26 protein-coding genes and 1 riboswitch are annotated in these 26,014 nt (G+C 71.7%); of the genes, 15 read left to right on the plus strand and 11 right to left on the minus strand.

What is annotated here, in order from left to right; translation table 11 throughout:
* Positions 1 to 7: 7 nt before the first annotated feature.
* Positions 8 to 574 (minus strand): hypothetical protein, encoded by a 567-nt coding sequence (locus ACQEVU_RS49495; RefSeq protein ID WP_433337219.1) that lies wholly within the window; start codon positions 572 to 574, stop codon positions 8 to 10.
* Between the two features lie 115 nt (positions 575 to 689).
* Between ACQEVU_RS49495 and ACQEVU_RS49500 the strand changes: the two genes are divergently transcribed.
* From ACQEVU_RS49500 to ACQEVU_RS49510, 3 genes are read left to right on the plus strand one after another with little or no spacing between them, the layout of a single operon-like run.
* Positions 690 to 1,784, plus strand: coding sequence for a hypothetical protein (locus tag ACQEVU_RS49500; RefSeq protein ID WP_433337221.1), 1,095 nt, complete (start codon positions 690 to 692; stop codon positions 1,782 to 1,784).
* A gap of 11 nt (positions 1,785 to 1,795) precedes the next feature.
* Positions 1,796 to 2,818, plus strand: coding sequence for a UDP-N-acetylmuramate dehydrogenase (locus tag ACQEVU_RS49505; RefSeq protein ID WP_433337223.1), 1,023 nt, complete (start codon positions 1,796 to 1,798; stop codon positions 2,816 to 2,818).
* 5 nt (positions 2,819 to 2,823) lie between these two features.
* Positions 2,824 to 3,576 carry a protein phosphatase 2C domain-containing protein gene (locus tag ACQEVU_RS49510; protein WP_433337225.1) on the plus strand — a complete coding sequence of 251 codons (753 nt, stop codon included), beginning with the start codon at positions 2,824 to 2,826 and terminating at the stop codon, positions 3,574 to 3,576.
* On the opposite strand, the gene ACQEVU_RS49515 is transcribed toward ACQEVU_RS49510, so the two are convergent.
* Complete coding sequence (locus ACQEVU_RS49515; RefSeq protein WP_433337227.1) at positions 3,573 to 4,763, minus strand: ATP-binding protein; 1,191 nt, start codon at positions 4,761 to 4,763, stop codon at positions 3,573 to 3,575. The two genes, ACQEVU_RS49510 and ACQEVU_RS49515, sit on opposite strands and share 4 nt — an antisense overlap.
* 54 nt (positions 4,764 to 4,817) lie before the next feature.
* On the opposite strand from ACQEVU_RS49515, the gene ACQEVU_RS49520 reads away from it, so the two are divergent.
* Genes ACQEVU_RS49520 through ACQEVU_RS49530 form a run of 3 tightly spaced genes read left to right on the plus strand, consistent with a single transcriptional unit; the run spans position 4,818 to position 7,633 of the window.
* Positions 4,818 to 6,320, plus strand: coding sequence for a tetratricopeptide repeat protein (locus ACQEVU_RS49520; RefSeq protein ID WP_433337229.1), 1,503 nt, complete (start codon positions 4,818 to 4,820; stop codon positions 6,318 to 6,320).
* Between the two features lie 41 nt (positions 6,321 to 6,361).
* Positions 6,362 to 6,826: a hypothetical protein gene (locus ACQEVU_RS49525; protein ID WP_433337231.1), complete on the plus strand. Its 465-nt coding sequence runs from the start codon at positions 6,362 to 6,364 to the stop codon at positions 6,824 to 6,826.
* Between the two features lie 18 nt (positions 6,827 to 6,844).
* Positions 6,845 to 7,633 (plus strand): SAM-dependent methyltransferase, encoded by a 789-nt coding sequence (locus ACQEVU_RS49530; RefSeq protein ID WP_433337233.1) that lies wholly within the window; start codon positions 6,845 to 6,847, stop codon positions 7,631 to 7,633.
* Here ACQEVU_RS49530 and ACQEVU_RS49535 read toward each other — a convergent pair.
* Positions 7,630 to 8,742 carry a glycoside hydrolase family 19 protein gene (locus ACQEVU_RS49535; protein ID WP_433337235.1) on the minus strand — a complete coding sequence of 371 codons (1,113 nt, stop codon included), beginning with the start codon at positions 8,740 to 8,742 and terminating at the stop codon, positions 7,630 to 7,632. The two genes, ACQEVU_RS49530 and ACQEVU_RS49535, sit on opposite strands and share 4 nt — an antisense overlap.
* Positions 8,743 to 8,821: 79 nt before the next feature.
* Positions 8,822 to 9,403 carry a DUF998 domain-containing protein gene (locus ACQEVU_RS49540; protein ID WP_433337237.1) on the minus strand — a complete coding sequence of 194 codons (582 nt, stop codon included), beginning with the start codon at positions 9,401 to 9,403 and terminating at the stop codon, positions 8,822 to 8,824.
* 210 nt (positions 9,404 to 9,613) lie between these two features.
* A riboswitch (cyclic di-AMP (ydaO/yuaA leader) is annotated at positions 9,614 to 9,759 on the plus strand.
* A gap of 9 nt (positions 9,760 to 9,768) precedes the next feature.
* On the opposite strand from ACQEVU_RS49540, the gene ACQEVU_RS49545 reads away from it, so the two are divergent.
* Positions 9,769 to 10,797 (plus strand): coiled-coil domain-containing protein, encoded by a 1,029-nt coding sequence (locus tag ACQEVU_RS49545; protein ID WP_433337239.1) that lies wholly within the window; start codon positions 9,769 to 9,771, stop codon positions 10,795 to 10,797.
* 72 nt (positions 10,798 to 10,869) lie between these two features.
* Positions 10,870 to 11,829 carry an exopolyphosphatase gene (locus ACQEVU_RS49550; protein WP_433337241.1) on the plus strand — a complete coding sequence of 320 codons (960 nt, stop codon included), beginning with the start codon at positions 10,870 to 10,872 and terminating at the stop codon, positions 11,827 to 11,829.
* Positions 11,830 to 11,908: 79 nt separating this feature from the next.
* Here ACQEVU_RS49550 and ACQEVU_RS49555 read toward each other — a convergent pair whose 3' ends face one another.
* Positions 11,909 to 12,976 (minus strand): App1 family protein, encoded by a 1,068-nt coding sequence (locus ACQEVU_RS49555; protein WP_433337243.1) that lies wholly within the window; start codon positions 12,974 to 12,976, stop codon positions 11,909 to 11,911.
* Positions 12,977 to 13,152: 176 nt separating this feature from the next.
* Here ACQEVU_RS49555 and ACQEVU_RS49560 point away from each other — a divergent pair, with 176 nt between their 5' ends.
* The 3 genes from ACQEVU_RS49560 (at position 13,153) to ACQEVU_RS49570 (ending at position 14,539) form a co-directional block, all read left to right on the plus strand.
* The gene (locus tag ACQEVU_RS49560) at positions 13,153 to 13,449 is read left to right on the plus strand and encodes a hypothetical protein (protein WP_433337245.1); all 297 of its coding nucleotides are present in this window, start codon (positions 13,153 to 13,155) and stop codon (positions 13,447 to 13,449) included.
* 29 nt (positions 13,450 to 13,478) lie between these two features.
* Entirely contained in the window at positions 13,479 to 13,748 is a 270-nt protein-coding gene (locus ACQEVU_RS49565; protein ID WP_433337247.1) for a hypothetical protein, read from the plus strand.
* A gap of 68 nt (positions 13,749 to 13,816) precedes the next feature.
* Positions 13,817 to 14,539 (plus strand): hypothetical protein, encoded by a 723-nt coding sequence (locus ACQEVU_RS49570; RefSeq protein WP_433337249.1) that lies wholly within the window; start codon positions 13,817 to 13,819, stop codon positions 14,537 to 14,539.
* Here the strand turns inward: ACQEVU_RS49570 and ACQEVU_RS49575 are convergent.
* Positions 14,536 to 15,585 carry an AAA family ATPase gene (locus ACQEVU_RS49575; RefSeq protein ID WP_433337251.1) on the minus strand — a complete coding sequence of 350 codons (1,050 nt, stop codon included), beginning with the start codon at positions 15,583 to 15,585 and terminating at the stop codon, positions 14,536 to 14,538. The genes ACQEVU_RS49570 and ACQEVU_RS49575 overlap by 4 nt on opposite strands.
* A 309-nt stretch (positions 15,586 to 15,894) precedes the next feature.
* Positions 15,895 to 16,662, minus strand: a complete 768-nt coding sequence (locus ACQEVU_RS49580; protein WP_433337253.1) for an RNA ligase family protein — start codon at positions 16,660 to 16,662, stop codon at positions 15,895 to 15,897.
* A 185-nt stretch (positions 16,663 to 16,847) separates the two neighbouring features.
* On the opposite strand from ACQEVU_RS49580, the gene ACQEVU_RS49585 reads away from it, so the two are divergent.
* Positions 16,848 to 18,449 carry an alpha/beta hydrolase gene (locus ACQEVU_RS49585; RefSeq protein ID WP_433337255.1) on the plus strand — a complete coding sequence of 534 codons (1,602 nt, stop codon included), beginning with the start codon at positions 16,848 to 16,850 and terminating at the stop codon, positions 18,447 to 18,449.
* A gap of 90 nt (positions 18,450 to 18,539) precedes the next feature.
* Here ACQEVU_RS49585 and ACQEVU_RS49590 read toward each other — a convergent pair whose 3' ends face one another.
* Together ACQEVU_RS49590 and ACQEVU_RS49595 are read right to left on the minus strand one after the other, a co-directional pair.
* Complete coding sequence (locus ACQEVU_RS49590; RefSeq protein ID WP_433337257.1) at positions 18,540 to 19,613, minus strand: OmpA family protein; 1,074 nt, start codon at positions 19,611 to 19,613, stop codon at positions 18,540 to 18,542.
* Positions 19,613 to 20,845, minus strand: a complete 1,233-nt coding sequence (locus ACQEVU_RS49595) for a helix-hairpin-helix domain-containing protein (protein ID WP_433337259.1) — start codon at positions 20,843 to 20,845, stop codon at positions 19,613 to 19,615. The genes ACQEVU_RS49590 and ACQEVU_RS49595 overlap by 1 nt, the downstream gene beginning before the upstream one ends.
* A 238-nt stretch (positions 20,846 to 21,083) precedes the next feature.
* Between ACQEVU_RS49595 and ACQEVU_RS49600 the strand changes: the two genes are divergently transcribed.
* From ACQEVU_RS49600 to ACQEVU_RS49610, 3 genes are all read left to right on the plus strand, one after another.
* Entirely contained in the window at positions 21,084 to 22,229 is a 1,146-nt protein-coding gene (locus tag ACQEVU_RS49600; protein ID WP_433339713.1) for an MBL fold metallo-hydrolase, read from the plus strand.
* 140 nt (positions 22,230 to 22,369) lie between these two features.
* Complete coding sequence (locus ACQEVU_RS49605) at positions 22,370 to 23,440, plus strand: LacI family DNA-binding transcriptional regulator (protein ID WP_433337261.1); 1,071 nt, start codon at positions 22,370 to 22,372, stop codon at positions 23,438 to 23,440.
* Positions 23,437 to 23,631 carry a hypothetical protein gene (locus ACQEVU_RS49610; protein ID WP_433337263.1) on the plus strand — a complete coding sequence of 65 codons (195 nt, stop codon included), beginning with the start codon at positions 23,437 to 23,439 and terminating at the stop codon, positions 23,629 to 23,631. The genes ACQEVU_RS49605 and ACQEVU_RS49610 overlap by 4 nt, the downstream gene beginning before the upstream one ends.
* Positions 23,632 to 23,708: 77 nt before the next feature.
* Here ACQEVU_RS49610 and ACQEVU_RS49615 read toward each other — a convergent pair whose 3' ends face one another.
* The gene (locus ACQEVU_RS49615) at positions 23,709 to 25,217 is read right to left on the minus strand and encodes an APC family permease (protein WP_433337266.1); all 1,509 of its coding nucleotides are present in this window, start codon (positions 25,215 to 25,217) and stop codon (positions 23,709 to 23,711) included.
* A gap of 58 nt (positions 25,218 to 25,275) precedes the next feature.
* Positions 25,276 to 25,902, minus strand: coding sequence for a GOLPH3/VPS74 family protein (locus tag ACQEVU_RS49620; protein ID WP_433337268.1), 627 nt, complete (start codon positions 25,900 to 25,902; stop codon positions 25,276 to 25,278).
* Positions 25,903 to 26,014: the final 112 nt, after the last annotated feature.

A 26,014-nucleotide genomic window follows, 5' to 3' on the forward strand; every position in this document is an offset into this window, starting at 1 on the left:
CGACGCGCTAGCGGAAGGACTCCCGGGCGCGGCGGCTCGGGTCCAGGACCACGACCTTGTACGGGCACGGGCGGTCGGTTATCGCCGAGTATGCCTCGATTGCCCGTGTTGCGGCGTCGAGGGCCTGATCCGTCTTGGTCTGGCCCTTGCCCTTGTTGCGGAAGAGGGCGCCGTAGAAAGCGGAGCAGAACACCGTGCTCTCGTGCCAGCCGATCAGGGCCGACGTCCCGATGTACACGATCGCGCCGTGCAGGCAGTCGCGCAGGGCCTTCTGCCAGGAGCCTATTCCGGTCTTGCAGCCGTCGGCCAGGACCGTGCTCGCGTTGATGCCATGGCCGCGGTCCGCCGTGTAGTCGCCCAGCTGGTCCAGGGCGATCACGGTGCGGGAGTCGGAGCTCGTGAACGTCGGGGTTTCGGCGTGGTCGCCGTGGGCCATGACGTGCAGGACATCGCAGGGGGCCGTGAACGCGGCCAGGACGGTGTCGGGGTCGCGCGAGCGGACGAAGTCGATGTCCACGATCGGGTCGGACCAGCCGGCGTTGATGCTCTGCAGTGTCGACTGTACGAACGCCATCGATGCGTCGAAGGACTGGTCCAATCCTATGTCCAGCAAACTCACCCGGCGGTTGCGCATGGCGCTGCATCATGCCGCTGCCGGGGGCGATCGACAAACGGATAGTGTTGGCGGCGTGCGGGCGGAGTACGCGTTTGCTCAGGTCGAGCGGTGGGTGCGCAGCGAGGCGATGGTCGAGCTGCTCGGGATGTTCGACGACAAGGTCGACGACGATGACCTGACCGGCTGGCTGCACCTCAACGAGGACCTGCCGGAGTGGCTGACCGAGGATGCCACGCTCGACGGGCTCACCGCGGAGCAGGCCGAGCTGATCAGGCACACACTCAAGGTTGAACGGGCCGCGGCGCGGAGCTTCAACTTCCGTACACCCGACGGATCCAGCTATCGCGAACGCTCGCAGGCCGTCAGCGCCGACTTCGACGACGGGACACGGGCGCGGATCGCCGGGCTGGCCAACCGGCTCGGGCTGGTCGACGCCGGAGAGCCGAAGTACACCGCGTACGACAAGACGCTCATCCTCGGGGGTGGGTACCGCTCGCCGTTGCTGCGCACGAAGTACGCCGGGCAGCTGCGACAGCAGGGCACAGAGCTCGGCGAGCTCAGCTTCCTCGGCAGCCCACGGTTCCTGATCGAGGACGACGAGCGGCCCGAGAAGCCGGTCACCGAGCAGTACGCGCCGGGCGCGACCGACGAGTTCGGGCTGATGATCGGGGCCGCGCGGGCCGAGCTCGGGCTGCGGGCCAGCGAGATCGACTTCCTGTGCGGGTGCGCGGCGGCCGATGGCATATGCCCGGTATGGCCGTACGACAGCGACGAGACCCCACCCGAGTTCACCCACGAGCGGCGGGCGCCGCTGGCCGGCCCCGACGGCCGCACGGAGGGCTCGGTCCTGTCCGCCTGCACGAGCCGGCCGCCCTACCGGCCCGACACCGCCGACACGCTGGGGCTGTGGGCAAGGTGCGCCCGGCCCGCCGTGCAGCACCGGATCCTGCTGGTCACGACGCGGGTGTTCGTGCCGTTCCAGCAGTTCGACGCGCTGCGGAGGATCTATCTGCCGTACGGCGCCGAGGTGGACACCGTCGGGTTCGGGCCCGAATGGGGGGATCGCCCGATAAACGCCGAATATCTGCTCCAGGAGGCGCTGTCGGGGATCCGGTCGGGGCGCCGGCTGCTGCTGGCGGCGGCCGAGGCGCTGGCCGAGGGTAGGTAAGCTTCGCAGCCGTGAGCATCACCTTTGCCGACCTGACCACGATGCGCGTGGGCGGACCGATCGGGCGGCTGCACGTCGCCACGGCCGCCGAGCACGCGGTCGAGCTGTTCCGCGACGCCGACGGCGCGGGCGAGCCGCTGCTGGTCATGGGCGGCGGGTCCAATCTCGTGGTCGGGGACGTCGGCTGGGACGGCACCGTCGTGCGCATGGCGTCGGACACCGTCGAGGTCGACGGCACGACGATCACCGCCGCCGCCGGCGTCGAGTGGGACCGGCTGGTCGCCCTCGCGGTCGAGCAGGGGCTGGCCGGCATCGAGCTGCTCTCGGGCATCCCGGGCTCGGTCGGCGGCACGCCCGTGCAGAACGTCGGCGCCTACGGCACCGAGACCTCCGACGTGCTCGAGGCCGTCACGGTGTACGACCGGGAGACCGGCGCGGTCGAGCGCTGGGGGCGCGACCGGTGCGGGTTCGGCAGCCACCGCATGTCGGTCTTCAAGCGCAGCGACCGCTGGGCGGTGCTCGACGTCACCTACCGGCTGCGCCGCGGCGAGCAGTCGGGGCCGATCAAGGATCCGGTGATCGCCGAGCGGCTCGGCATCGAGAAGGGCGGCACGGCCGCCCTGGCCGACGTGCGGGCAGCGGTCGTCGCGCAGCGGCGCAGCAAGAAGATGGTCCTGGACGCCGACGACCACGACACCTGGAGCGTCGGGTCGTTCTTCATCAACCCGGTGATGCCCGACGGCGAGATCCCGGCGGCGGCCGCCGAGTGCCCGTCCAAGCCGGACGTCCCGGGCAAGACGAAGCTGCACGCGGCCTGGCTCATCCAGCACGCCGGCTTCAACCCGGGCTACGGGCTCGACTGGGGCAACGGGACGGTCGCGCTGTCCAGCCGGCACACGCTCGCGGTGACCAACCGCGGCGGGGCCACGACGGCGGACGTCATGAAGTTCGCCGCGCACATCCGCGACGGGGTGGCGGCGAAGTACCAGATCCGGCTCAACCCCGAGTGCGATCTCATCAACTGCTCGTACTGATCCCCATGGATCTCGCCTTCGCCACCGAGGCCGCGCCGGGCCGGGTGAACGAAGACCACCTGGTGCTCGCGCCCGGGTTCGCGATCGTGCTCGACGGCGTGACGCAGCTGCCGGGGCTCGACACCGGCTGCCTGCACTCGCCGGGCTGGCTGGTTCGGGCGCTCGGCGCCGAGCTGACCGCGGCGCTGTCGGCCGACGGCGCGGTCGCGCTCGACGCGGCGCTGGCCGGCGCGATCGAGACGGTCGCGCGCCGCCATGCGGACACCTGCGACCTGGCCAACCCGGACAGCCCCGCGACGACCGTGGCCATCGTGCGGGAGCGTCCCGGGTTCCTGGATTATCTCGTACTCTGCGACTCGACCTTCGCCTACGCGGACGCGCACGGCGTCACCGCGATCACCGACGACCGCACCGAGCGGCTTGCGGCCTACGACCGCGTCAGCGTGGCCCGCGTCCGCAACCGGCCCGGGGGCTACTGGGTGGCGTCGACCAGGCCGGAGGCCGCGGCCGAGGCGCTGACCGGTTCGGTGCCGGCCGATTCGGTGTACCGCCTGATGATCTGCACCGACGGCGTCTCCCGCCTGGTGGACTGCTTCGGCCTGGGCTGGCCGGACGTCTTCGGCCTCGCCGAGCGCGCCGGCCCGCGGGCCGTGATCCGGGCCGTGCGCGACCACGAGACCGCGCACCCGGAGCGGCTGCGGCGCGCCGGCCGCCGGGTCAAGCAGCACGACGACGCGACGCTCGTGGTCGGGCGCTAGAGGAGCCGGCGCCGCTTGAGGTACGTCACGAGCTCGTCGTAGGCGCCGCCCTCGTTGGCGAACAGCGCCACGTTGCGCGCGGTCGCGAACCACGGGCCGGTCGAGGGCCGCACGTCCTTGAGCGCCCGCTCGAAGTCGCGCTGCTCGATCATGCGCACCTCGCCCCGCTCGATGGAGTCGGCCATCGCAAACTCCGCCGCGCTCTCGCACAGGTGCGCCAGGTCCGCCCCGGAGAACTCGGCGGTCTCGGCGGTGAGCCGGGCCAGATCGATGCCCGCGATCGGGCGTTCGCGCAGGTGGTACTCCAGGATCGCCGCCCGCGCCGGCGCGTCCGGCGGCAGCACCAGCGCGATGCGGTCGAGGCGCCCCGGCCGGCGCAGCGCCCCGTCGACGTCCCACGGCGTGTTGGTCGCGGCCAGCACGAAGACGCCCTCGTTGTTGCCGTCGATGCCGTCGAGCTCGGCGAGGAGCTGGTTGCTCAGGGTCCGCATCGACGAGGAGGCCAGCTGGGCCCGCTTGTGGCCGAGCGCGTCGATCTCGTCGAGGAACAGCACGCAGGGCGCGTTGCGGCGGGCCGCCTCGAACATCTCGTGCAGGTTGCGCTCGGAGTTGCCGATCCACATGTCGAGCACGTCCACAATGGACAGCGACAGGAACTTGGCCTTGAGCTCGCCCGCCACCGCGCGGGCGAGGAAGGTCTTGCCGCAGCCCGGTGGGCCGTAGAGCAGCAGGCCGCCGCGGAGGCTCTTGCCGTACAGCTTCCGCAGCTCCGGATTGCGCAGCGGGCCGAGGAACGCCAGCTCCAGCCGCTTCTTGACCTCGACCATGCCGCCGACGTCGGCGAGGCGGACGCCGGGCACCTCGACGTCGTAGATGCGGTCCGCGTCGCCCTCGACCGGCTCGGCCCGCTCGCCGGCGGCGAACCGCGGCGGCACGATGTCGGACAGCTCCCGCTCGTACGCGGCGAGCGGGTCACCTTGCGGCGGGCCGCCGAGCGAGCGCTGCATGAGGGCGAGCGCCTTGGCGTCGGCGGGGTCGCGGCTCAGGATGAATCCGATGTGGACGATCGCCTCCTGGCCGCGCCCGGCCTCCAGGAGCAGCTCGGCGAGGTGCAGGCGCAGCACCGCGTCCTCGGGCCGGCCCTCGAGCGCGGCGAGGAGGGACGCGATCAGCGGCGAGTCGCTCATGTGCCCGCAGCCTACTGCACCCCGTCGATGTGCCGGGGCACTTACGATGGCTCCATGACGGGGCTGGCGCGCGCGGCGGCGCTGCTCGAGATCGGTCGCAGCACGGCGGCGCGATACCAGGTCCTGGCCTACCTGGCCGAGCATCCGCAGGACGCCGCGGGGCTGTGCCTGCTGGCCCGCACCTGGCAGGCCGAGGACGACTTCGGCGAGATGCGCGCGGCCGCCGCGCAGGCCGTGGCCGTCGAGCCCGAGGAGTCCGAGGGGCACCGGCTGCTCGCGTTCGCGCTCGTCGGGCTGGGCGAGCCGGCGGCGGCGCGGGCGAACGCGCTGGAGGCCGTCCGGCTCGCGCCGGAGGACTGGCGGTCCTACGCGGCGCTGGCGATGGCGGAGTTCGACGGCGGGCACCGGATCCGCGCGTTCCGGACGATCCGGCGCGCGGTGCTGCTCGCCCCGGACACGGCCGGCCCGCACTACATCCGGGCGGTGATGTTCCAGACGATCGGGCGGAACCGTGCCGCGCGCCGGTCGTTCGAGCGCGTGCTCGCGATCGAACCGGAGAACACCGACGCGCTGACCGGCCTAGGCCGCGTCGCGGTGGCGGGCGGCCGGGTGTCGGCGGCGGCCGGGCACGCCGCCGCGGTGCTGGCGGCGGAGCCGAACGACCGCGCCGCCCGCACGGTGCTCGACCGCGCACTCCTCATCGGCCTGGGCGGCGTCGGGATCATGGCCGTGTGGTTCAGCGGCCTGCTCGGCACGTTCGGCCGGGAGCCGTGGATGTGGGCCGTCACGCCGCTGCCGGTGGTGCTCTGGCTGGCCCGGTTCGCGTGGGTGTGGCGTTCGCTGCCGCCGAGCGTCCGGCGGTACGCCCGCGGCCTGCCCCGCACCGACCGGCGCGCCCGCGCGCGGCTGGGCGCGCTGGTGCTCTGCGCCGCCACGGGCATCGCGCTGACCGTCGTCGGGGTGGTGCAGGACGCGGGCACGGACCCGACGCCGGCCGTCCAGATCGCGTTCGTCGTGCACATCGGCTCCCTGGTCGTGGCGGCGGCGGCCGTCATGGTGCGGGACGGTCAGGTGGCCGCCCGGGAGCCGGCGAGCACCGACCTGCTGGAGGAGCACCGCGAGTCGGCCGAGCCCGCGCGCTGGGCGCTGCGGATCGTGCGCAACGGCTCGGTCGTGGCCCTGCCGGCGTGGCTGCTCAGCATCGACCCGCCGGCGCCGTGGGGCACCCGGGCGATCGCCGGCCTGGTCGGGCTGGCCCTGTTCCTGGGCAACGCGGTGTGGTCGCGGCGCCGGCTCATCCGCCGCCCCGGCCGGCCGAATCCCGTCCTGGGGGCGCTGCTCGTCCCGCTGAGCCTAGCGGCGCTGGCCGAGCTGGCCGTCATCGTCGCCTGCACGGTCCTGCCGCCCGCCGCGATGCCGCTGCCGGACCCCGCCGGGCTGCCCGGGTTCTTCGCCATCGGCTTCGGGCTGCTGGCGCTGGCCGGCTGGCTGCCCTACGCCGCGTACCAGGGCGTGACGGGCCTCATCGGGCACCCGCGCGCGAGGCGGATTCCGTAAGATCGGGCGGCGTCGAATCGATCCGAAGGAGACCCCTCGAAATGCGACTCCTCGCGGCCGCCGTCGCCGCGTCGGCGGTGCTGGCGCTCGGGGCCGGGTGCGACGCCACCGCGGGCACCGCCCAGGCCGGGGCGGGCGCCACGTCCGCGGCGCCGGTCGCCTCGCCGGCCGACCCCGCCAGGCAGGCCTGCCTCGACGTCAAGGCCGTGCAGGTGCAGTACTTCACCAGGTTCAACGACGCCGCCACCAAGACGCTGGCGGCGATCAACCGCAACGACCAGGCGGCCGCCGAGACGCTGTCGGCCGAGGAGAGCGCCGCGGCCAAGGAGTGGGGCGACAGGCTCACGCCGCTGGCGACGAACGTGGCCGACGTCGATGTGCGCTCGGCGGTGGATACCGTGCTCGCAGCGCTCAGGCGATACTCGGAGACCCAGGGCGTGACGGTCGGCGATGTGCTCAAGGCGGGCACGGCGCTGACCACCGCACTGAACTCCGCCTGCGGCTAGTCAACCGGGAGGAATCGCATGGCCGCACCCTTCGACACCGACCGGCCGCATCCCGCGCGGGTCTACGACTATCTGCTCGGCGGCAAGGACAACTTCGCCCCCGACCGGGCGGCGGCCGAGGCGGGGCTGAAGGTCAATCCCAACGCGGCCACCGCCCCGCTGCAGAACCGGGCGTTCCTACGGCGCACGGTGCGCTACCTCGCCGAGGCCGGCATCCGGCAGTTCCTCGACATCGGCACGGGGCTGCCGACCTCGCCCAACGTCCACGAGGTCGCGCAGGCGATCGATCCGTCGTCCCGCATCGTGTACGTCGACAACGACCCCATCGTGCTGGCGCACGCCCGTGCGCTGCTCACCAGCGCGCCCGAGGGCCGGACCGCCTACGTCGACGCCAACCTCCAGGACGGCGAGCGCATCCTGCAGGCCCGCGAGGTCCTCGACAACCTCGACCTCGACCGGCCCGTGGCGCTGCTGCTCTTCGCCATCCTGCATTTCCTGGACGAGGACGACGACCCCTACGGCATCGTCGAGCGGCTCATGGCCCGCCTGCCCAGCGGCAGCTACCTGGTCCTGTCCCACATCACGGCGGACTTCGAGCCCGAGGAGTGGGCCCGCTTCACCGCGATCATGCGCAGGCAGGGCATCACCACCCGCCTGCGCAACCGCGAGGAGGTCGCCGGGTTCTTCGACGGCCTCGAACTCGTGGAGCCGGGGGTGGTGCCGATCCTGCGGTGGCGGCCGGGCGCCGATGAGTCGCTCACCGACGCCCAGGCCGCGTTGTACGGCGGAGTGGCCCGCAAGCCCTAGCAGGAGACGGAGCCGCTACCGACGCCCACGCCGAGGATGCCGACGAAGCGCTGGTACGCCGCGACCCGGCTCTGCACCTGGGCCGGGTTGCGCCCGTTGCACTCCAGGCTGCCGTTGATGCTGCGGATCGTCTCGCCGAAGCCGGCCCCGTTCACCATGGCGTTGTGCGGGGTCATGGTGCCCGGGCCGCTCTGCGTGTTCCAGTACCACAGCGCCGTCTTCCAGGCCACGGCCGCGTCGGTCTGCACGAGGTTGGGGTTGTGCAGCAGGTCGATGCCGAGCGCGTCGCCGGCCGCCTTGTAGTTGAAGTTCCAGCTCAGCTGGATCGGGCCGCGGCCGTAGTACGCCGCCTGGCCGGCCGGGCAGCCGTAGGACTGGCCGGCGTCGCAGTAGGCGGGGTAGTTCGCGGTGTTCTGCTCGACGATGTACACGAGGCCGCCGGTCTCGTGGTTGACGTTGGCCAGGAACGCCGCCGCCTCCTGCTTGCGCACCGCGTCGCTGCCGGTCTTCGCGAACGCCGGGTAGGCCGACAGGGCGGCGACCAGGCCCGAGTACGTGTAGAAGGCGTTCCGGCCCGGGAACATCTGGTTGAACTGGGCCTCGCTGACCACGAAGGCGCCGTTGTCCGGCGGGGGCGGGGGCGCGGTCGTCGTGGAGCCGCCGCCGCTGCTGCAGGCGTACGGGTCCCAGTACCAGGTGCTGATCACCGGGCTGTACCCCGGGTTGTCGTGCTCGGCGATGTAGAACTTGCCATCGGTGAACTTCACGATGTCGCCGGTCACGTAGTTGCGGCCCTGGACCCACGCCGGGAAGCTGCACCCGCCGGCGGAACCGGTCTGCGGCGGCGGGTTGGCCGGGCCGCTGCCGCCGCACGATCCCTGGTCCTGCCACACGCCGCTGGTGCCGGGCGGGGCCTCGTTCTGCGTCCACCACTTCGCGAGGTAGTTGTGGCCGTTGCGGGACACCGTGGCGCCCCCGGTGTAGACCGCCGTCGCCTGCCACGGCGCGGCACACGAGGCGGCGGAGGCGGGCATCATGTTGAAGACCGCGACCACCCCGCTGACGATCGCCATCGCGGCGAGCATCGCCAGCGCGCGCACTCTGGACACCCTGAATCACTCCTTCGGTCTGACTGTGACCGGCCTATCCGACCAGCCGAGAGCAGCCGAAACAGCGAACATCATCGCTTTATGAAGAATATTTACGGTACCGTTGAGGCAGTGCGAGGGCGACGAGCAGCCCGGCCTCGGCGACCAGCAGCAGCCGCTCGGCCAGCCCGATGAGCACCCGGTCACCGGGGAAGGCGGAGTAGACCATCGCCAGCGCGCACCCCACGCTCACCGCGGCCAGCGCGCGCACCGCCCGCCCGTGCGGCACCCGCTGCGCGAGCCGCCAGCCGGCGACCGGCAGGGCCACGAACGCGGCGACCGAGGCGTAGCGGTGCACCGACCCGGCGGCCGAGAGCGCGAGCCCCGGCGCGTCGGTGGGCACGATCGCCGCGACCGTCAGCCCGGCGGCCCAGACCGCGAACAGCCCGGCCACCCACGCCTCGATCCGCACGCCGGTCCGGTGCAGGGCGAGCAGCAGCGCGCCCGAGGCGGCCGCCATGACGACCATCGCCCAGTCGACCACGCCCCCACGATCGGACACGGCAAAGTCGCTCACGGTGAGCGACCAGGGGTTGAGGTTGCCGTTCGGGTCGAGATGGCCGTCGACGACCAGGGCGGCGGCAAGGGCGAAGCCGGCGAGCGCGAGAAGCCTGAGGTTCACCGCCCGATCCTGGCGCGCGCAAGGGGTTCATCGGCTCGGTGAGTGTCACCCACGCGCCCCGGAGGCCGCGTCAGGGTGTGATCTGGGCCACAAATGGCCAGAGCAAAGAAGCTTTTAAGGATCTCCGCACAAACGGTGCGGTGCGCGATTTCTGGACCCTGGGTACAGTGACCCACGGTCACGTCCAGCAGGCGCCGCCCCCGGTGCCGGGCGTGGCTGCCGCCCAATCGCCGCACCGTGGCGAGCCGGGGACCCACCGTTACGTTGGGGTGAATCTACCCTCTTCGCGAGGGTGGTAGGGGTCGTTCCGTCCCGAACCCGTCAGCTAACTCGGTCGGCGGCCGACGGAAGGAACAACGAACCAGATGTCATCGCGACATCCCTACCGGCGCGTGATGGTCGCGCTGCTGTCGGCTCTGGTGCTCGGGGGGCTCGCCGGCACGCCCGCCGCGGCCGAGCCCACGCCCGGCGGCGACCCGGGCGACGAGGGCGCCTCCGCCAACCCGACCCTCGCCCAGGTCCTGGAGCAGACCACCCAGGCGTACACCGACGCCAAGGCCCGCTTCGACGCCTCCGTCAAGCGCCAGGGCGAGCTGACCGAGCAGCTGAAGAACACCGAGGCCCAGCTCGCCACGATCAAGGACCAGGTGGCGGCGATCGCCATCGCGGCGTACCGCACGGGCCCCCTCACCACCTTCGCGGCCCTGATGGACGCCGGCAGCCCCGACGGCTTCGCCGAGCGGGCCGGCTCCATCAACGAGATCGCCCACCACAACGACAACCTCCTGCACCAGTACAAGCTGCTGCAGGATGCGCAGACCGCGCAGAAGAAGGCCCTCGACGACGAGGTCACCACGCAGCAGCAGCAGGTCGCCACGATGGACCAGCAGAAGAAGGACGCGGAGAAGGCGCTCGCGCTGGCCGGCGGGCCGAGCAAGGGCTTCGTCACCGCAAACCTGCCGGTCGCCGACCCGGTGAAGCGCAACTCCGACGGCTCGCTGCCCAAGGAGTCGTGCAGCGTGAAGGACCCGACCACGACCGGCTGCCTCACGCCGCGCACGCTGCACGACATGCAGACGGCGCAGAAGGACGGCTTCAAGCGGTTCGTGTCCTGCTACCGCCCGAGCGGGCCGTATGAGCACCCCAAGGGCCGCGCCTGCGACTTCTCGGTGCAGAAGAGCAACGGCTTCGGCGGCGTGGCCACCGGCGACGACTTCGTCTACGGCTCCACACTGGCGGCGTACTTCGTGAAGAACGCCTACAACCTGGGCGTGATGTACGTGATCTGGTTCAAACAGATCTGGACACCGGCGGCCGGCTGGCACCATTACAGCGGCGTGGCCGGCGACCCGTCCAGCGATCACACCAACCACGTGCATCTCTCGGTTCTCTAACCCTCACCTTCGCGGACGGCCGGTCGATAGGGCTCCTGTCGACCGGCCGTTTCTCTGCGAGGGGATCCGCAAGTGAAGTACCGTCTCGTGACCCGCAGCGACTTCGACGGACTGGTCTGCGCGGTCCTCCTGCGCCACCTCGACCTCATCGGCGACATCACGTTCGTGCACCCCAAGGACGTGCAGGACGGCAACGTCGACGTCGGGCCGACGGACATCCTCACCAACCTGCCGTACGCCCCCGGGGCCCACCTGGTCTTCGACCACCACCACTCCGAGACCCTGCGCGTCGGCCAACTCAACGGCACCGGCCAGGCGACCAACCACGTCATCGACGCCGAGGCCCCGTCGGCGGCCCGCGTGATCTACGACCACTTCGGCGGGCCGGAGCGCTTCCCGCACGTCTCCGACGAGCTGATGGAGGCGGTCGACCGGGCGGACTCGGCGCAGTACGACATCAGCGAGATCCTCCAGCCGGTCGGCTGGACGCTGCTGAACTTCCTCATGGACAGCCGCACCGGGCTGGGCCGGTTCCGGCAGTTCCGCATCTCCAACTACCAGCTGATGATGCAGCTCATCGACGCCTGCATCGACCACCAGGACGTCGAGGAGATCCTGGCCCTGCCCGACGTCGCCGAGCGCGCCGAGCTCTTCCGCGACCAGCAGGAGCTGTTCGTCGACCAGCTGCGGCGGGTCTCGCACGTGCACGGCGACGTGGTCGTGGTCGACCTGCGCGACGAGGACATCATCTTCGCGGGCAACCGGTTCATGGTCTACGCGCTGTTCCCCGAGGCCCGCGTCTCGATCCACGTCATCTGGGGCAAGCAGAAGCTCAACACCGTGTTTGCGGTCGGCAAATCGATCCTGGACCGCACGTCGCCGACCGACATCGGGTCGGTGATGCTGCAATACGGCGGCGGCGGCCACCTCGCCGCCGGCACCTGCCAGGTGCCCCACGACGAGGCCGAGCGGGTGCTCGGCGAGCTCATCGAGAAGGTTGGTGCCGCAGTTCCGCTTGGGCACGGGAGGTGACCTCGGCCAGGACGCGCCGCCATGAGGCACACGGTCAGCTCGGCCAGGTCGGCGCTGATCTCACCGATCCGGCCGGGGGTTACAGGATCTCCGTGTCCCGCAGGAGGCGCCACAGGCCGGCGCCGTCCGGGGCGCCCAGCCAGCGGCGGTCGTTGGCCGGGAAGCGCTTCGAGCTCCCGGCGACGCCCGGGAAGGCGCCGGCCAGCACCGCCTGGGTCGGGGAGAGGTGCCGGATGGCGACGGCGGCGACGGCGTCCGGGTGCTCGGCGGCGAACTCGGCGTAGATCTCCGGGTCGTGCTGGCCGTCGTCGCCGACCAGCAGCCAGCGGATGTCCGGGAACTCGTCGGCCAGGCGGGCCAGCGAGGCGCGCTTGTGGGCCTGTCCGCTGCGGAAGAACCGGTCCGGCTGCGGGCCCCAGTCGGTCAGCAGGAGGGGACCCGCCGGGTACAGGTGCCGGGACAGGAACCGCGTCAGCGTCGCGGCCACGTTCCAGGCGCCGGTCGACAGGTAGAAGACCGGGGCGCCCGGGTTGGCGTTGACCAGCCGCTCGTACAGCACCGCCATCCCCGGCACCGAGGCCCGCGCGTGCTCGTCGAGCACGAACGTGTTCCAGGCGGCGAGCAGCGGGCGCGGCAGCGTGGTCACCATGACTGTGTCGTCGACGTCGGAGATGATGCCGAGGCGGGTGGTGGCCGGGTCGATGATCCGGATCGGCGCCTCGACCGGGGCGCTGTTCTCGCACTGCAGGGTGACAGTGGCCCAGCCCGGCGCCAGGTCGGCCTCGACGACCACGTCGACGAACCCGCCCCGGTCACACAGCACCTCGCAGGTCCGGCCGCCGGCCTCGATGCGGACCATGGCGTTCATGACCGACACCGCGGTGAACGAGCGCCAGCCGCGAAGCTTCTTGAGCCGCTTGCCGGGCTTCGGGTCGATGCGGGCGAGCAGGGCGCGCCCCATCACCCGGACCCAGCCGGGGCGCTCGTCGGTCGCGCTCGCGCCGTAGCCGGTGTAGGCGGTGACCGCGACCTTCCAGCCGCGCCGGCGCAGCCGCCGCTCCAGGAGGCTGTGGAACGCGTCCTCTATGCGCGCGGCACGGTGCAGCGGCAACGGCGCACTGCTCGGCGCGTTGGGGCTCAAGGACACTGCCCCACCCTGTCACAGCGGGCCAAGGACCGCACCCCGCCTGGCGATCAACGGCGAGTGACCAACACACGACGCTGGCATGAAACCGTGAGCCCGAACTGGACGGGCGCTCTTAGCGTGAATGTCATCAGGAACACATTTCGACGGGTTCCGCTGAAGCGCACAGGAGGTGCGAGATGGCTACCACATTCGAGGCCGTTCGGGCCGAGGCGCTTTTTGCCTCCGACCTGCAGTCGTCCCAGTCCCCGGCCGGCCGCGACATCCGCGACGCGGTCGCGGCGACGCTGCGCAGCCTCGGCGTCAAGGGCTGCGCCGCCCGGGTCGCGAGCGAGTTCGGCGACCACCCGGAGACCGCCGTCACCCGCATGGCGTGGGCGCTGGCCCAGGTCCGCGCGACCTACCCGGCCGTCGGCTCCAAAACCGCCCGCGCGATCCGCGCCATGCGGCGCCCGGGAGCCGTCATCGCGGCATGAAACCGGTCGCCGGCGGGCATAGCAGGAGCATGCAGGAGTTGCATGTCTCCATCGACCCGGACGGCGACCCGGCCGTCGAGCGGCTGCAGGAGCCGCTCGAGGCCCAGCTGACCTCGGCGCTGCGGCGCGCCGCCGAGGAGGTCGGCCGGGAGTACCGCGGCGAGAGCCTCGAAGAGGTGAGCCGCCGGCTGCTGGCGACCGCCCGGGCGAGCCTGCACCCGGACATCGCCGCGGCGTGGCACCCGCACGACGACGAGGTGCGCCAGGCCGCCGAGGCGGTCGTGAGGGATTTTCACTGATTGCCCCTATCGCGCAACTCGTCCGCTCCACACTGGGTCGAAGAGCCGCACCAACCCAGGAGGCCAGCGTGGAGCAGCACAAACTCACCATCGACATGGACGAGGCGACTCTCGAACAGCTGCGCGACCGTCACTTCGCGCTCTTCGGCCTTCACGCGATCGCCACCTCGGCGAGCGGCGCGCCGACGATCTGGCTGTCCGCGCACTACCTCGAGCGCCACCTCGAGGTGGCGTGGAACGAGACGTACTCGATGTACACCACCCGGCGCGCGGCCCACGCGCCGAGCACCAAGATCGTCGCCACCCACAACTACCCCGCCCCGCTCGGCAGCGTGCTGACGGTCGCCGGCAACGACGGCGCCGGCATCGTGACCCCGGGCGGCCCGGCCGGCCACATGGAGATCGACAACACCGGCCGGACCGAGCTGAGCGCCGGGCTCTGCGTGCACGACGCGCACGGGATGTACCAGCCGATCGGCGTCTTCGACCTGATCGACGTGGACCTCTTCCAGCCGATCCCGAAGGTCGCGTTCTTCTTCTCGCCGATCCCGCACATGGCGGGCGAGATCGCCACCCGCTCGCTCGGCCCCGGCGTGCTCCTGGACTACCAGATGGGCCGCAACCGGACGCTGGCCATCGAGTACGACATCCACGACGGCTGGAACACCACCAACCGCCCGTACGCGCGGACCATCGCCGCCAACGAGCCGCTCAACCCCCTGCTGCTGGTCCGCTCGTCGGCCCTGCAGGCCCTGGCGATGCAGCGCCAGCGCACCACCATGACCCGCTAGTTGTTCAGGACCCAGCGCACCTCGTGCGCCTCGGTCGGGTCGGGCGTCTCCCAGCGCGCGGCCATCCGGTCGATCACCGCCGCCGGCACCGGGGCCACCCGCGCCCGGTTGCGCCGGTGGACGACGTCCGGCGGCGCCTCGACGCTCACCACTTCGACCCGCGCCCGATAGCCCGCGGCCAGCCCGATGGCCCGCGAACGCAGGGCGCGGGTCACGTTCGTCGCGTTCCAGACGTAGGGCGTGCCGGCCCGCAGGTGCTCCCGGGCCCGCGCGTACGCCGCGGCGACGACCTCGCCCTGATCCCCGGTCGGCCGCACCCCGAGCTCGGCGCGCAGGTCGTCGAGGCTGACCACCGCCACGCCGGGCCGGTGCAGCGCGATCCAGTGGTCCTTGCCGGCCCCCGGCAGCCCCGACATCACGGTCACCGCGGTCCGGGTGTCGTCGAACGCGGCATAGCCGGGATCCCGCCCGGGATGCCGGAAATACTCGAACCGCGCATGGTCCGACGCAAAGGCGCGGGGCTCGTCGAGACAGCCGATTTCCCGGGTGTACTCCACGAAGAGCGCCACCTCCTCCATCAGCGCGCCGCCCCCGAGCCGCCGCGCGTCCGCGCCCGCGAGCAGCGCCAGATCGTCGTTGCGGGCCAGCAGGCTCACCCGGAACGCGGCCCGGTCGAGGTCGGCCCGCTCGAGCGCCCCGAACGGCAGCCGCTGATGCCGCACGAGCGCGGCGACGTGCTCCCGCCAGGCGATCGGCGCCCCCATCTGCCACAGCAGCCGCCGCGCGAACAGCTCCCCGCGCCGCGCGTGCCCGCCTTCGCCGTCGGCCCGCCCCGCGTCGTGCAGCACGGCCGCGGCGAACACGGCCACCCGCTCGCTCTCGGGCCGCGCCCGCCACTCGTCCATCCCGGCGAGCGCCTCGACGACCCCGCGGGTGCGCGCCCCGCCGTCGCCGAGCTCCCCGAGCCACGGCAGGCTCCCGGCAATGACATCCCAGCGCACGCCCCAGGACGGCGGCGCCGGGCACAGCCGCTCGAACAGGTTCACGCCGCCTCCTCCTCCACCGCCGCCTTCAACACCCCTTCACCCGCCGGGCTTCTCCGCCGCCGCGCTTCTCCGCCGCCGGGCTTCTCCGCCGCCGGGCTTCTCCGCCGCCGGGCTTCTCCGCCGCCGGGCTTCTCCGCCGCCGGGCTTCTCCGCCGCCGGGCTTCTCCGCCGCCGGGCTTCTCCGCCGCCGGGCTTCTCCGCCGCCGGGCTTCTCCGCCGCCGGGCTTCTCCGCCGCCGGGCTTCTCCGCCGCCGGGCGAAAAGTCGGGCGCTGGCGCGCCACGACTTTTCGGATTTTTCGCCCGGCAGGTCATAAATCCGAATTGACGCGATTGGCCACGATGGGGCGGTCCTGCCAATGGCTGCCCGAGTCGAGGATCGCGGTGTGGAAGCTCGGCCGGACCCACTTGTAACGCCCGAGCACGGTGTCCGCGTCCTCCAGCTTGAGGTACAGCCCCTCCATGTCCTCGGACATGTCGGTCTCCCGCACGACCTGGTCCGGGTCGGCGCCGCCGGCGAGCGCCGCCTCCCGCAGCGCTTCCCTCCATTTATCGGTACGGCAGGTCGACGGCCCGACAAGCTTCGTGAGCCCGGCCAGGTCGGCGAACGCCCCCTCCCGCAGCACCGGCACGCTCGCGACGCCGAGGCCGTCGAGCAGCTCGCGGCGCCGCGGGGTCGACAGGAACGCATCGGATTGGCGGTCGTACACGTCGAACTCGCAGAAGTGGTGCGGCAACGCGTCATAGAAGACGGTGTGCTTGGCGTAGAGCCACTCGCCGTACAGGATGAATCGGTCACGAAGGACGGGCCACAGCTGATAGCGCACCCCGGCGGCCCACGCCTTGAAGGGGGCGAACTGCTTCTCGCGCGGCCCGCCGGCCAGGTAGTGCCCGCGCGACTGCAGCAGCAGCTCGCCATCGGCATCGAAGCTGATCGCGGCGTTGGCGCCGTCGAGCTTCTCCTCGACCACCAGCCGCCGGCCGGCCAGCTCGGCGAACGGGACCTGCGCCAGGTCGTGGTCCCCCGGCTGGAGGCGGGAGCCCTGCAGGTGCTGGGTCCGGGGGTACTTGCGCAGCATCACACCGTTGTACCGGAGGCCAATCCGCCCGCGACACGGGTTTTCTCGGGTGAGGGAAAGGGTGTTGCGGCTTCCGCGCGCCACCCAAGACCGAAAGCATCGGCGTGACATTGTTTGACCCGAATCACTTGCCCATGGATTCCTATTTGGGCAAATTTGGGAGGGTTGTTTTGGAGAAAAGAACCGTGAAGGGGCTGGTCCTCTTCACCGCTGCGGCCACGCTCGCGGCCGTCGCGCCGGCCTCGAGCGCCCTGGCCGCGCCCGGCACGCCGACGGGCGACCTCGCCGGCGCGGCGTCGATCCCGTGGGGGAAGTGCGCGAGCGCGGGCATGCAGCGCCGCGGCGCCGAGTGCGGCCTGCTGGACGTCCCGCTCGACTACAGCAAGCCCAACGGCAAGAAGATCCAGATCGCCGTGTCGCGCATCAAGCACAAGGTGGCCGACAAGGACTACCAGGGCGTCATGCTGGTCAACCCGGGCGGCCCCGGCGGGTCCGGGCTGACGCTGTCCGTCCTGGGCGAGTACGTGCCCAACGGCGCCGGCGATGCGTACGACTGGATCGGCTTCGACCCGCGCGGCGTCGGCTCCAGCGTCCCGGCGCTGCACTGCGACGACAGCTACTTCGACGGCCCGCGGCCCGAGTACATCCCGGTCAACTCCGCCATCGAGAACACCTGGCTGACCAAGTCCAAGGGTTACGCGAAGGCGTGTGGCAAGGCCGGCGGCGACCTGCTCAACCACATGACCACGGTCGACTCGGTCAACGACATGGAGTCGATCCGCAAGGCGCTCGGCGCCCAGCAGATCAACTACTACGGCTTCTCCTACGGCACGTACCTCGGCCAGGTGTACGGCACCCTGCACCCGGACAAGGTCCGCCGCATGGTGCTCGACGGCAACGTCGACGTGCGCAAGGTCTGGTACCAGGCCAACCTGGACCAGGACCTGGCCTTCCAGCGCAACGAAGAGATCTGGTTCGGCTGGCTCGCCAAGTACGACAGCGTGTACCACCTCGGCACCACCGCGAAGCAGGTCGAGCTGCGCTACTACGCGGAGCAGAACAAGCTGCGCAGCGCGCCGGCCGGCGGTGTCGTCGGGGCGAGCGAGTGGACGGACATCTTCCTCTACGCCGGCTACTACCAGTCGACGTGGCTGGAGCTGGCCGACGCGTTCGCGGGCTGGGCCAACAACCACGACACCGACCTGATCGTGGCCGCCTACGAGAACTACATCGCGCCCGGCGACGACAACGGCTTCGCCGTGTACAACGCGGTGCAGTGCACCGACGTGCAGTGGCCGCAGAGCTGGCAACAGTGGAAGGTCGACAACTGGCGGACGTTCCTGCGGGCGCCGTACATGACCTGGAGCAACGCCTGGTTCAACGCGCCGTGCCTCTACTGGCAGGGCAAGGCGCAGAAGCCGGTCAAGGTCGACGGCTCGAAGGTCAAGAGCGTTCTCTTCGTCGGTACCACCCTTGACGCGGCGACGCCGTTCGAGGGCAGCCTGCAGGCCCGGCGCCTGTTCCCCAACAGCGCCCTCCTCGCCGAGAAGGACCAGACCACGCACGCCAACTCGCTCAACGGCAACGCGTGCATCGACGACACGATCGCGGACTACCTCGCAACCGGCAAGCTGCCGCAGCGCAAGTCGGGCGACCGCCCCGACAAGACCTGCGACACGCTGCCCTGGCCCGACCCGACCGCGGCGTCCGCGTTCTCCGCGCAGTCGACGCAGTCCCTGTGGGCCGACAGCACCGCGCGCGAGCCGCTGTACCCGGTGCGCCACTAGGTTCCAACCGCACGTTCGTACGCAACAGGAAGGGGCGCGGCCGACGGCCGCGCCCCTTCGCGTTCGCTGCTGTTACCGCTGCACGATCTTTTACTGCTGCACGATGAACTCGACCCGGCGGTTCACGGCGTTGGCCGCGTCGTCGGTGCCCGGGACCTTGGGCCGGCTCTCGCCGAAGCCCCGCGAGCTCAGCCGGTCGGGCGCGATGCCCAGCGAGACCAGCGTGTCGAGGACCGTCTTGGCCCGGGCCTCGCTGAGCCCCTGGTTGTGCGCGGCGGTGCCGGTGAGGTCGGTGTGCCCCTCGATGCTGACCTTGATGTTCGGGTTGGCCCGCAGGATCGACGCGGCGTTCTCCACGACGGCCCGGCCCTTCGCGGTCAGCGTGGCGCTGTCGTTCTCGAACTCGACCGTCGGCAGCGCGACCAGCTGCGTCTGCACCTGCGCCGGCGCGGCCTGGCCGACGACGAGCTCGTTGCGGACCGTGCCGCTCTTGACCGCCGCCTTCGCTGCCTGCTCGGCCTTGTCCTTGACCTCCTGCGAGGGCACGGTACCGGTCAGCGTGACCACGTGGTTGGTGAGGTCCACGACGCCGGCCTTGGTGTCCTTGCCGAGCGCGCCGAGGACCGCCGCGAGCCCGGCGAGGTCGGTGTCGTCGCCCGCCCGCGCGGCGTCCACGGTCAGGTCGTCCTGGACGTTCTCCGCGCCGAGGGTCTGCTTGGCCGCGTCGGCGATCTTCCCGCGGTCGCCGTCGCCCGGCACGGTGCCGGTCAGCGTGGCCTTGCCGCCGTCGATCAGCAGCTTCACCGACAGCGGCTCCGGCGGCGCCGGCGGCTTCTCGACCTTCGGCGGCGCCTGGACGTCGACGACGCGCACGCCCTCGACGCCGAGGGTGACCTCGCGCGCCTTGTCCTTCTCCTCGGCCGAGCCGACCCGCACGGTACCGTCGCGCCCGACGAATCGGACGTCGGCGTCGATGCCGGCGCCCGCCAGGGCCACCTTGGTCCGGTCGGTGAGGCTGTCCTCGACGGAGTGCCGGTGCGGCACCTCGAAGGCGATCACCAGCGCGGCCAGCCCGACGACGGCCGCGCCGATCGGGATCAGGGGGTGCCGCTTGCGTACCTCCCAGCCGGTGCTGCTGGTCGTGGTCCGGGTGGTGCCCGCCATCAGGCCCGCCCGATGTCGCGGCCGGCCACGAGCCGGCGGGTCAGGTCGGCGAAGCCCTCCTCGTCCCCGTCGGCCAGGTGACGCGCCTGCCGGGCCCAGGTGACGATGCTCGGCGCGAACCGCAGCCCGGCCGCCTCGATGGCCGCCCGCAGCGTGTCGACGTCGGCGTCGGCCAGCTGCGCGTACGTGCGGATGCCCGCCGCCACCAGCGCCCCCGACATCTTCGGCCCGATGCCCTCGATGCGCTTGAGGTCGTCGACCGGCCCGTCGTCGGCGACCGCTTGCGCGGGCACCTTGACCGGCTCTGGCTCTTCCGCAACCGGCTCGGGCTCTTCCGCAACCGGCTCCGGCTCGGGCTCCACGGCCGCCGTCTCTTCCGCGACCGGCTCAGGCTCCGGCTGGGGCTCGGGCTCCGCGGCTACCGGCTCTTCCACGACCGGCTCCGGCTCCGTGACCGGCTCCTCGATGGGCGCGGGGTCCGGGGCGGGCTTCGCGGTGACCTCGCGGCCGGCGATCAGGCGGTCGGTGAGCTCCTTGAAGCCGGCCTCGTCACCGTCGGCGAGCAGCCGGGCCTGGCGCGACCAGGTCCCGAGGCTCGGCGCGAACCGCAGGCTGGCGTTCTCCAGGGCGGCCTCGATGGTGCCGCGGTCGGCGTCGGCCAGCTGCGCGTACGTGGTGATGCCCGCCGCCTGCAACGCCGCAGCGATCTTCGGCCCGATGCCTTCGATCCGCGCGAGGTCGTCGACCGGCGCGGGTTCCTCGGCCGCCTCGAACGCCGACTCGACCTCCGCGACAAGCGCGGCATCCACGGCGACCGGCTCGGCCTCGGACTCGGGCGCAGTCTCGGGCTCCGGCTCCGCCTCGACGACGGCAACCGGGGTCACGTCGGGCTCGGGCTCGGAGACGACGACCGGCTCGGCCTCAAGCTCCGCAACCGGCTCGGCCTCGGGCTCAGGGTCCGCAACCGGCTCGGGCTCGGCCTCAGGCTCCGCGAGCGGCTCCGGCTCCGCGACAGGCTCGGCCTCAAGCGCCGCGACCGGCTCAGGCTCCGCGACGGGCGCGGCAACGGGCGGGTCGGCGGGCGCGGGGGACTCGGCAATGGTGGACTGGGAGGTGGACTCGGACGAGCGGACGCGGCGCAGTCGAAGGCCCCACCAGAGGTACCCGACCAACAGTCCGAGCAGGAAGGAGAGCAGGATCAACAGGAGTGACTGGCCGGTGTACCAGACCACGACAGGCCTCCGGGGGAATGTGACCTAACGCGATGAGCGAGCGCGTGAAGAGGAAGTTCGCGGGCAGCCTTCCACACCTGGTTGTCTGACAACAGAGCCCGGCCGGGCCCGTCCGGCGGCCGGTTCGGGGTGGCACCGGGGGCCGCCGAAGGCGTTTGCGCAGATCGGAGGCCTTCGAAGCGGGTTTGCCGGTGGCCGGCTGGCCATAGTACCGAGAGAAAATCGAAACGGACGGGTGCTGAACCTCACGACAACTGGAGGCGACAGAGCTATGGGAAAGACGACTCGGGTGCTCGCGTGGGCCGCGGTGGCGGCTGCCGCCGGTGGCGTCGCGTGGGCGTTGCGTGACCTTCCGGCGCAGCTCGGGGCCGTGCCGGCGGGCGCGCGGGCCGAGCGGATGCGCCGATCGCCGCAGTACTCGCAGGGCCGCTTCCGCAACACGGTGCCGGCCGACATCCTGCCGCCGCACGCGATGCGGGACGCGTTCGTCGAGCTGCTGACGGGCCAGCAGCGGCGCAAGCCGCTGGGCCCGATCCCGGTGACCCGACCCGACCTGGGCGGCCGGCTCGGCGCCGGCGAGCTGCACGTGACATGGCTCGGGCACTCCACGGCGCTGGTGGAGATCGAGGGGGTGCGCGTGCTGTTCGACCCGGTGTGGAGCGACCGCTGCTCGCCGACCTCGTTCCTCGGGCCGAAGCGGATGCACGCGATGCCGCTGCCGATCGGCGAGCTGCCGCGCATCGACGCGGTGGTGATCTCCCACGACCACTACGACCACCTCGACCTCGCCTCGATCCGGGCGCTGCAGCGGACCCAGCAGGCCCCGTTCCTGGTACCGCTGGGCGTCGGCGCCCACCTCGAGCGCTGGGGCGTGCCGGCCGACCGCCTGATCGAGCTGGACTGGGACGAGGAGATCACGGTCAAGGGCGTCACGCTGACCGCCACCGCCGCCCGGCACTTCTCCGGCCGCAGGTTCAGCCGCGACGGCACCCTGTGGGCGTCGTGGGTGGTCAAGGGCGAGAGCCGCAGCCTGTTCTACACCGGCGACTCCGGCTACTTCGACGGGTACAAGCAGATCGGCGAGCGGTTCGGTCCCTTCGACGCGTCGCTGATCCAGGTCGGGGCGTACAACGACGCCTGGCCCGACATCCACATGAAGCCCGAGGACGGGGCGAGCGCGCACCTCGACGTGCGGGCGCGGGTGCTCATCCCGCTGCACTGGTGCACGTTCAACCTGGCCCTGCACGCGTGGTCCGAGCCGGTCGAGCGGCTCGTGGAGGAGGCGCGGGCGCTCGACATCGAGCTCGTCGTGCCGCGCCCAGGTGACCGGGTGAACATCGACGCGTTGCCGGCACTTGAACCGTGGTGGCGCGCCATTGCGTGACGGTTAAAAGAGCAGCTCAGCGCACGTGTTGCGGCCCACATGCCAGGACCCGACAAACGACTGGCAAGTGAGTCCCACCCGACGTACTGTATCGATACAGAAGGTCCTGAATCGATACAGTAGAAGGGAGGGGATCCGACATGAAGGCGACGCTGCAGACCATCGCCGACGAGCTCGGCGTGTCCCGGAGCACCGTCTCCAACGCCTACAGCCGGCCGGATCAGCTCTCCCCCGAGCTGCGCGCCCGGATCCTCGCGGCGGCCGAGCGGCTGGGCTATGCGGGTCCCAACCCGACGGCCCGGTCGCTGCGCCGCGGCAAGGTCAACGCGATCGGCGTGCTGCTGACCGACGACCTGTCGATGGCGTTCACCGACCCCTACGCGGTGGCCTACCTGCGCGGCCTGGCCGAGGCGGCATCGGCGCGGGAGACCTCGCTGCTGCTGCTCAACCTGCCGCAGGACGAGGAGGCCGGCCGGCGGGTGGTCAGCAACGCCGCGGTCGACGCGTTCTGCCTCTACTGCGTGCCCGACTGGCACGGCGCGCTCGAGCTCATCCGCGGCCGCGGCGTGCCGATCGTGATCGGCGAGGACCCGGACGCGTTCGGCCCGGAGGCCGGCTACGTCGGCATCGACGAGCGCGCGGCGGCGCACCGGCTCGGCGCGCACATCGCCGACCTCGGCCACCGCGACGTCGCGATCGTCGCGCACTGGATCGTCCACGGCGGCGTCACCGGCCCGGTCGACGCCGACCCGGACGCGCTGCGCTACTACGTGACCGGCGAGCGGGTGCGCGGATTCCGCGACGCCTTCGCGGAAGCCGGCCTGCCGTGGGAGCGGGTGCTGCTCATCAACGCGGCGCACAACGACCGCGAGGAGGGTGCGGCCGCCGCGGCGCACGCGCTGGACCGGCTCGGCCGGGCCACCGCGATCCTCACCACCTCCGACGTCCTCGCGCTCGGCGTGCTCGACGCGCTGCGGGTGCGGGGCCTGCGCCCGGGCCGGGACGTGTCGGTCACCGGGTTCGACGACATCCCGGAGGCCGAGCCGGCCGGGCTCACGACCATCCGCCAGCCCAGCGTCGAGCGCGGGCGGCTCGCGGGCGAGCTTCTGCTCGACCCGCCCGAGGACCCGGCGCGGCGTCGCCTGACGCTGCCCGTCTCGCTGGTGGTCAGGGCGACCACCGGCCCCAATCCAGCCAAGGAGAAGTCATGATCCCGATCGCACTGCTCGTCTCGCTCGAGGCCGTCCGCACAGAGGTGCTCTCGGCCATGCCCGACGCTCCGGTCGTAGACGACCGCCGCGCGGAATCGGCCACGATGAACAAGGTGCGCGGCTTCACTGCGCGCACGCTTCGCCGGGCCGCCGACCGAGTGGAGCCCACGCCGGCGCTCACCTACGGGTAACACCCTCCCGGTAGAGCGTGCGTAAAAACAGTTGAGGGAGGCAGGCCGATCGCCTGCCTCCCTCGCTGTGCCGGCGGTCAGCCCACTTCGACCGACTCGGCCGACTCGATGCGGGCGGTGTTGGCCTGTGCGCCGAGGCCGATCGCGTCGTAGTCCTGGCGGTTGAGGCCCCGCAGGATCAGGGCCCAGACGATGCCGATGGCGGCGGCGACGCCGTACGCGGCCGGGAACGCCCACACGGCGGCGCTCGTCTGGCCCGGCTGGATGCCCAGCAGCAGGCTGAAGTTGTTGAAGACCTGCCACATCACGTAGCCGAGGGCGATCGTGGCCAGGATCGGCGCGATGAGCCGGGCCCACGCGCCCTCGCCGCGGGCGTCCCGGGCGAAGTAGAAGATCACCGACAGGGACGTCGCCGTGATGAGCAGCAGCACGCCGACGCCGCCCGAGGTGCCCAGCCAGAAGAACAGGTTCACCAGCGGGTCCCAGCCCTCGACCGCGAACAGCACGATGACCACGAGCGCGATGATCGTCTGGAACAGCGAGCCGGACGCCGGTGCGCCGGTGCGGGCCCGCGTGCGGCCGAAGAACGACGGCAGCACCCGCTCCCGGCCGAGCGCGAACGCGTAGCGGGCGGTCGTGTTGTGGTAGCTCAGGGCCGCGGCCGCGATGCTGGTGATGATCAGGACGTTGCCGACGTCGCCGGCCCACGCGCCGCCCTTCTCGACCACGGTCGGGAAGAACGGGCCGCCGGTGTCCAGGCTGCTCCGGGCCAGGTCCACCGTCTTGTCCACGCCCATGCTGACCGAGGCGGCCCAGCTGGTCAGCGCGTAGGACAGCAGCATGACCGCGAGGCCGAGGAAGGTTGCGGTGGCGACCGTGCGGTTCTTGCTGCGCGCCTCCTCGGCGAAGACCGGGGCGGCCTCGAAGCCGACGAACGCGGTGAGTGCGACGGCGAACGCCGGGCCGGCCGAGTCCTTCAGCGCGTTCCAGGTCCACGGCTCGAAGCTGACCGAACCGCCGGCCGGGTGGCTGAAGAAGATCACGTCGAAGACGGTCACCACGATGAGCTCGGCGCCCAGCAGCACCATGAGGACCTTGCTGTTGACGTCGACGCGCAGCAGGCCGAGGATCGCGACGAACAGCCACAGCACCAGGGCGAGCACCCACCAGTCGACCTTGAGGTCGGCCTTGTCGGCCAGGAACTGCGACAGGAAGGCGCCGAACGCGCCGTACAGGCCGACCTGCAACAGGTTGTACGCCACCAGGGCGACCATCGCCCCGCCGACGCCGAGCGGCCTGCCGAGGCCCTGCGCGATGTACGAGTAGAAGGCGCCCGCGTTGGTGATGTGCCGGGACATCGCCACGTAGCCGAAGCTGAACACGGACAGGACGACCGCGATGATCAGGAAGGCCAGCGGGAAGCCGGTCGTGCCGACGACGCCCCAGCCGGTCGAGACCAGGGCGCCGACCACCATGAGCGGGGCGGCGGCGGTGAGGGCGAACATGATGACAGAAGGCACACCCAGCCGGTCGCGGGCCAGTGCCTGAGATACCACGCTCGGTCGCGGCTGCGACGTTGCGGACATCGGTCCTCCAGGGGAATTGAGGGGGAAGGGTGGAGAGGGAAGGTCCGTTGCCGCGACGTCACCCGCGTTGCGACATCACCGAGTCACCGACCGCCGACTCGACCTGCAGAATCAGGTCGCGCAGCGGCGGCGGCAGGGTGCTGATCGCCTGTTGAAGTCTTCTGGTGCCGGCCGGGTCGCGCTCCCACAGCACGTGCCCGGTGAGCCCGGTCGCCTCGGCCAGCCCGGCGAGCGTGGTGTCGGCGACCCGCATGGGTTCGAAGCCGGTGATCAGGCGCCGCAGCCGCACGACACGCCCGGCCGGCAGGTTCACGTCCGTGGCCAGCCAGCGGGTCTCACTGCGCAGCAGCCGCCGGACCTGCGTCTCCTCGACCAGCCCGACGCGCGCCAGGCGCCGGCCGACCGCCTCGACCGCCGTGCGGCCGAGGAACAGCAGCCACGTGCGCACCTCGCGGTGCTGCAGCTCGGCGACGATGGTGGCCAGGTTGGTGTGCGCGAGCGGATCGGACGGCGGGTCGTGGTTGATCACCCGCAGGCGCGGCCCCTCCACCAGGATCCGCTGCTCCAGGATCAGCTCGCCGAGCATCGCGCCGGCCAGCCCGAACTCCATCGCGCGTTGCGACAGCCGGGACCGCCCGTCCCGGTCGTCGTGCCCGATCAGAAAGAAGTCATCGGCCAGCAGCATCGGCCCGCACCCCTAATCGACCGGCCCTCGATCGACCGCGCACGTCACCGCTCTTTCTGTCATCGACCGGCCCCTCAGGGACCGGACGCCCCCGGGTTCCCCCCAAATCCGG

Source organism: Dactylosporangium sp. CA-139066 (assembly GCF_050936175.1).
GTDB lineage: Bacteria > Actinomycetota > Actinomycetes > Mycobacteriales > Micromonosporaceae > Dactylosporangium.

Bases quoted from the DNA above. Each gene is read 5' to 3' on its own strand.
- ACQEVU_RS49495 (WP_433337219.1), bottom strand. From the start codon at position 574: ATGGCGTTCGTACAGTCGACACTGCAGAGCATCAACGCCGGCTGGTCC.
- ACQEVU_RS49510 (WP_433337225.1), top strand. From the start codon at position 2,824: ATGGATCTCGCCTTCGCCACCGAGGCCGCGCCGGGCCGGGTGAACGAA.
- ACQEVU_RS49515 (WP_433337227.1), bottom strand. From the start codon at position 4,763: ATGAGCGACTCGCCGCTGATCGCGTCCCTCCTCGCCGCGCTCGAGGGC.
- ACQEVU_RS49520 (WP_433337229.1), top strand. From the start codon at position 4,818: ATGACGGGGCTGGCGCGCGCGGCGGCGCTGCTCGAGATCGGTCGCAGC.
- ACQEVU_RS49525 (WP_433337231.1), top strand. From the start codon at position 6,362: ATGCGACTCCTCGCGGCCGCCGTCGCCGCGTCGGCGGTGCTGGCGCTC.
- ACQEVU_RS49530 (WP_433337233.1), top strand. From the start codon at position 6,845: ATGGCCGCACCCTTCGACACCGACCGGCCGCATCCCGCGCGGGTCTAC.
- ACQEVU_RS49545 (WP_433337239.1), top strand. From the start codon at position 9,769: ATGTCATCGCGACATCCCTACCGGCGCGTGATGGTCGCGCTGCTGTCG.
- ACQEVU_RS49560 (WP_433337245.1), top strand. From the start codon at position 13,153: ATGGCTACCACATTCGAGGCCGTTCGGGCCGAGGCGCTTTTTGCCTCC.
- ACQEVU_RS49565 (WP_433337247.1), top strand. From the start codon at position 13,479: ATGCAGGAGTTGCATGTCTCCATCGACCCGGACGGCGACCCGGCCGTC.
- ACQEVU_RS49580 (WP_433337253.1), bottom strand. From the start codon at position 16,662: ATGCTGCGCAAGTACCCCCGGACCCAGCACCTGCAGGGCTCCCGCCTC.
- ACQEVU_RS49590 (WP_433337257.1), bottom strand. From the start codon at position 19,613: ATGGCGGGCACCACCCGGACCACGACCAGCAGCACCGGCTGGGAGGTA.
- ACQEVU_RS49605 (WP_433337261.1), top strand. From the start codon at position 22,370: ATGAAGGCGACGCTGCAGACCATCGCCGACGAGCTCGGCGTGTCCCGG.
- ACQEVU_RS49610 (WP_433337263.1), top strand. From the start codon at position 23,437: ATGATCCCGATCGCACTGCTCGTCTCGCTCGAGGCCGTCCGCACAGAG.
- ACQEVU_RS49615 (WP_433337266.1), bottom strand. From the start codon at position 25,217: ATGTCCGCAACGTCGCAGCCGCGACCGAGCGTGGTATCTCAGGCACTG.
- ACQEVU_RS49620 (WP_433337268.1), bottom strand. From the start codon at position 25,902: ATGCTGCTGGCCGATGACTTCTTTCTGATCGGGCACGACGACCGGGAC.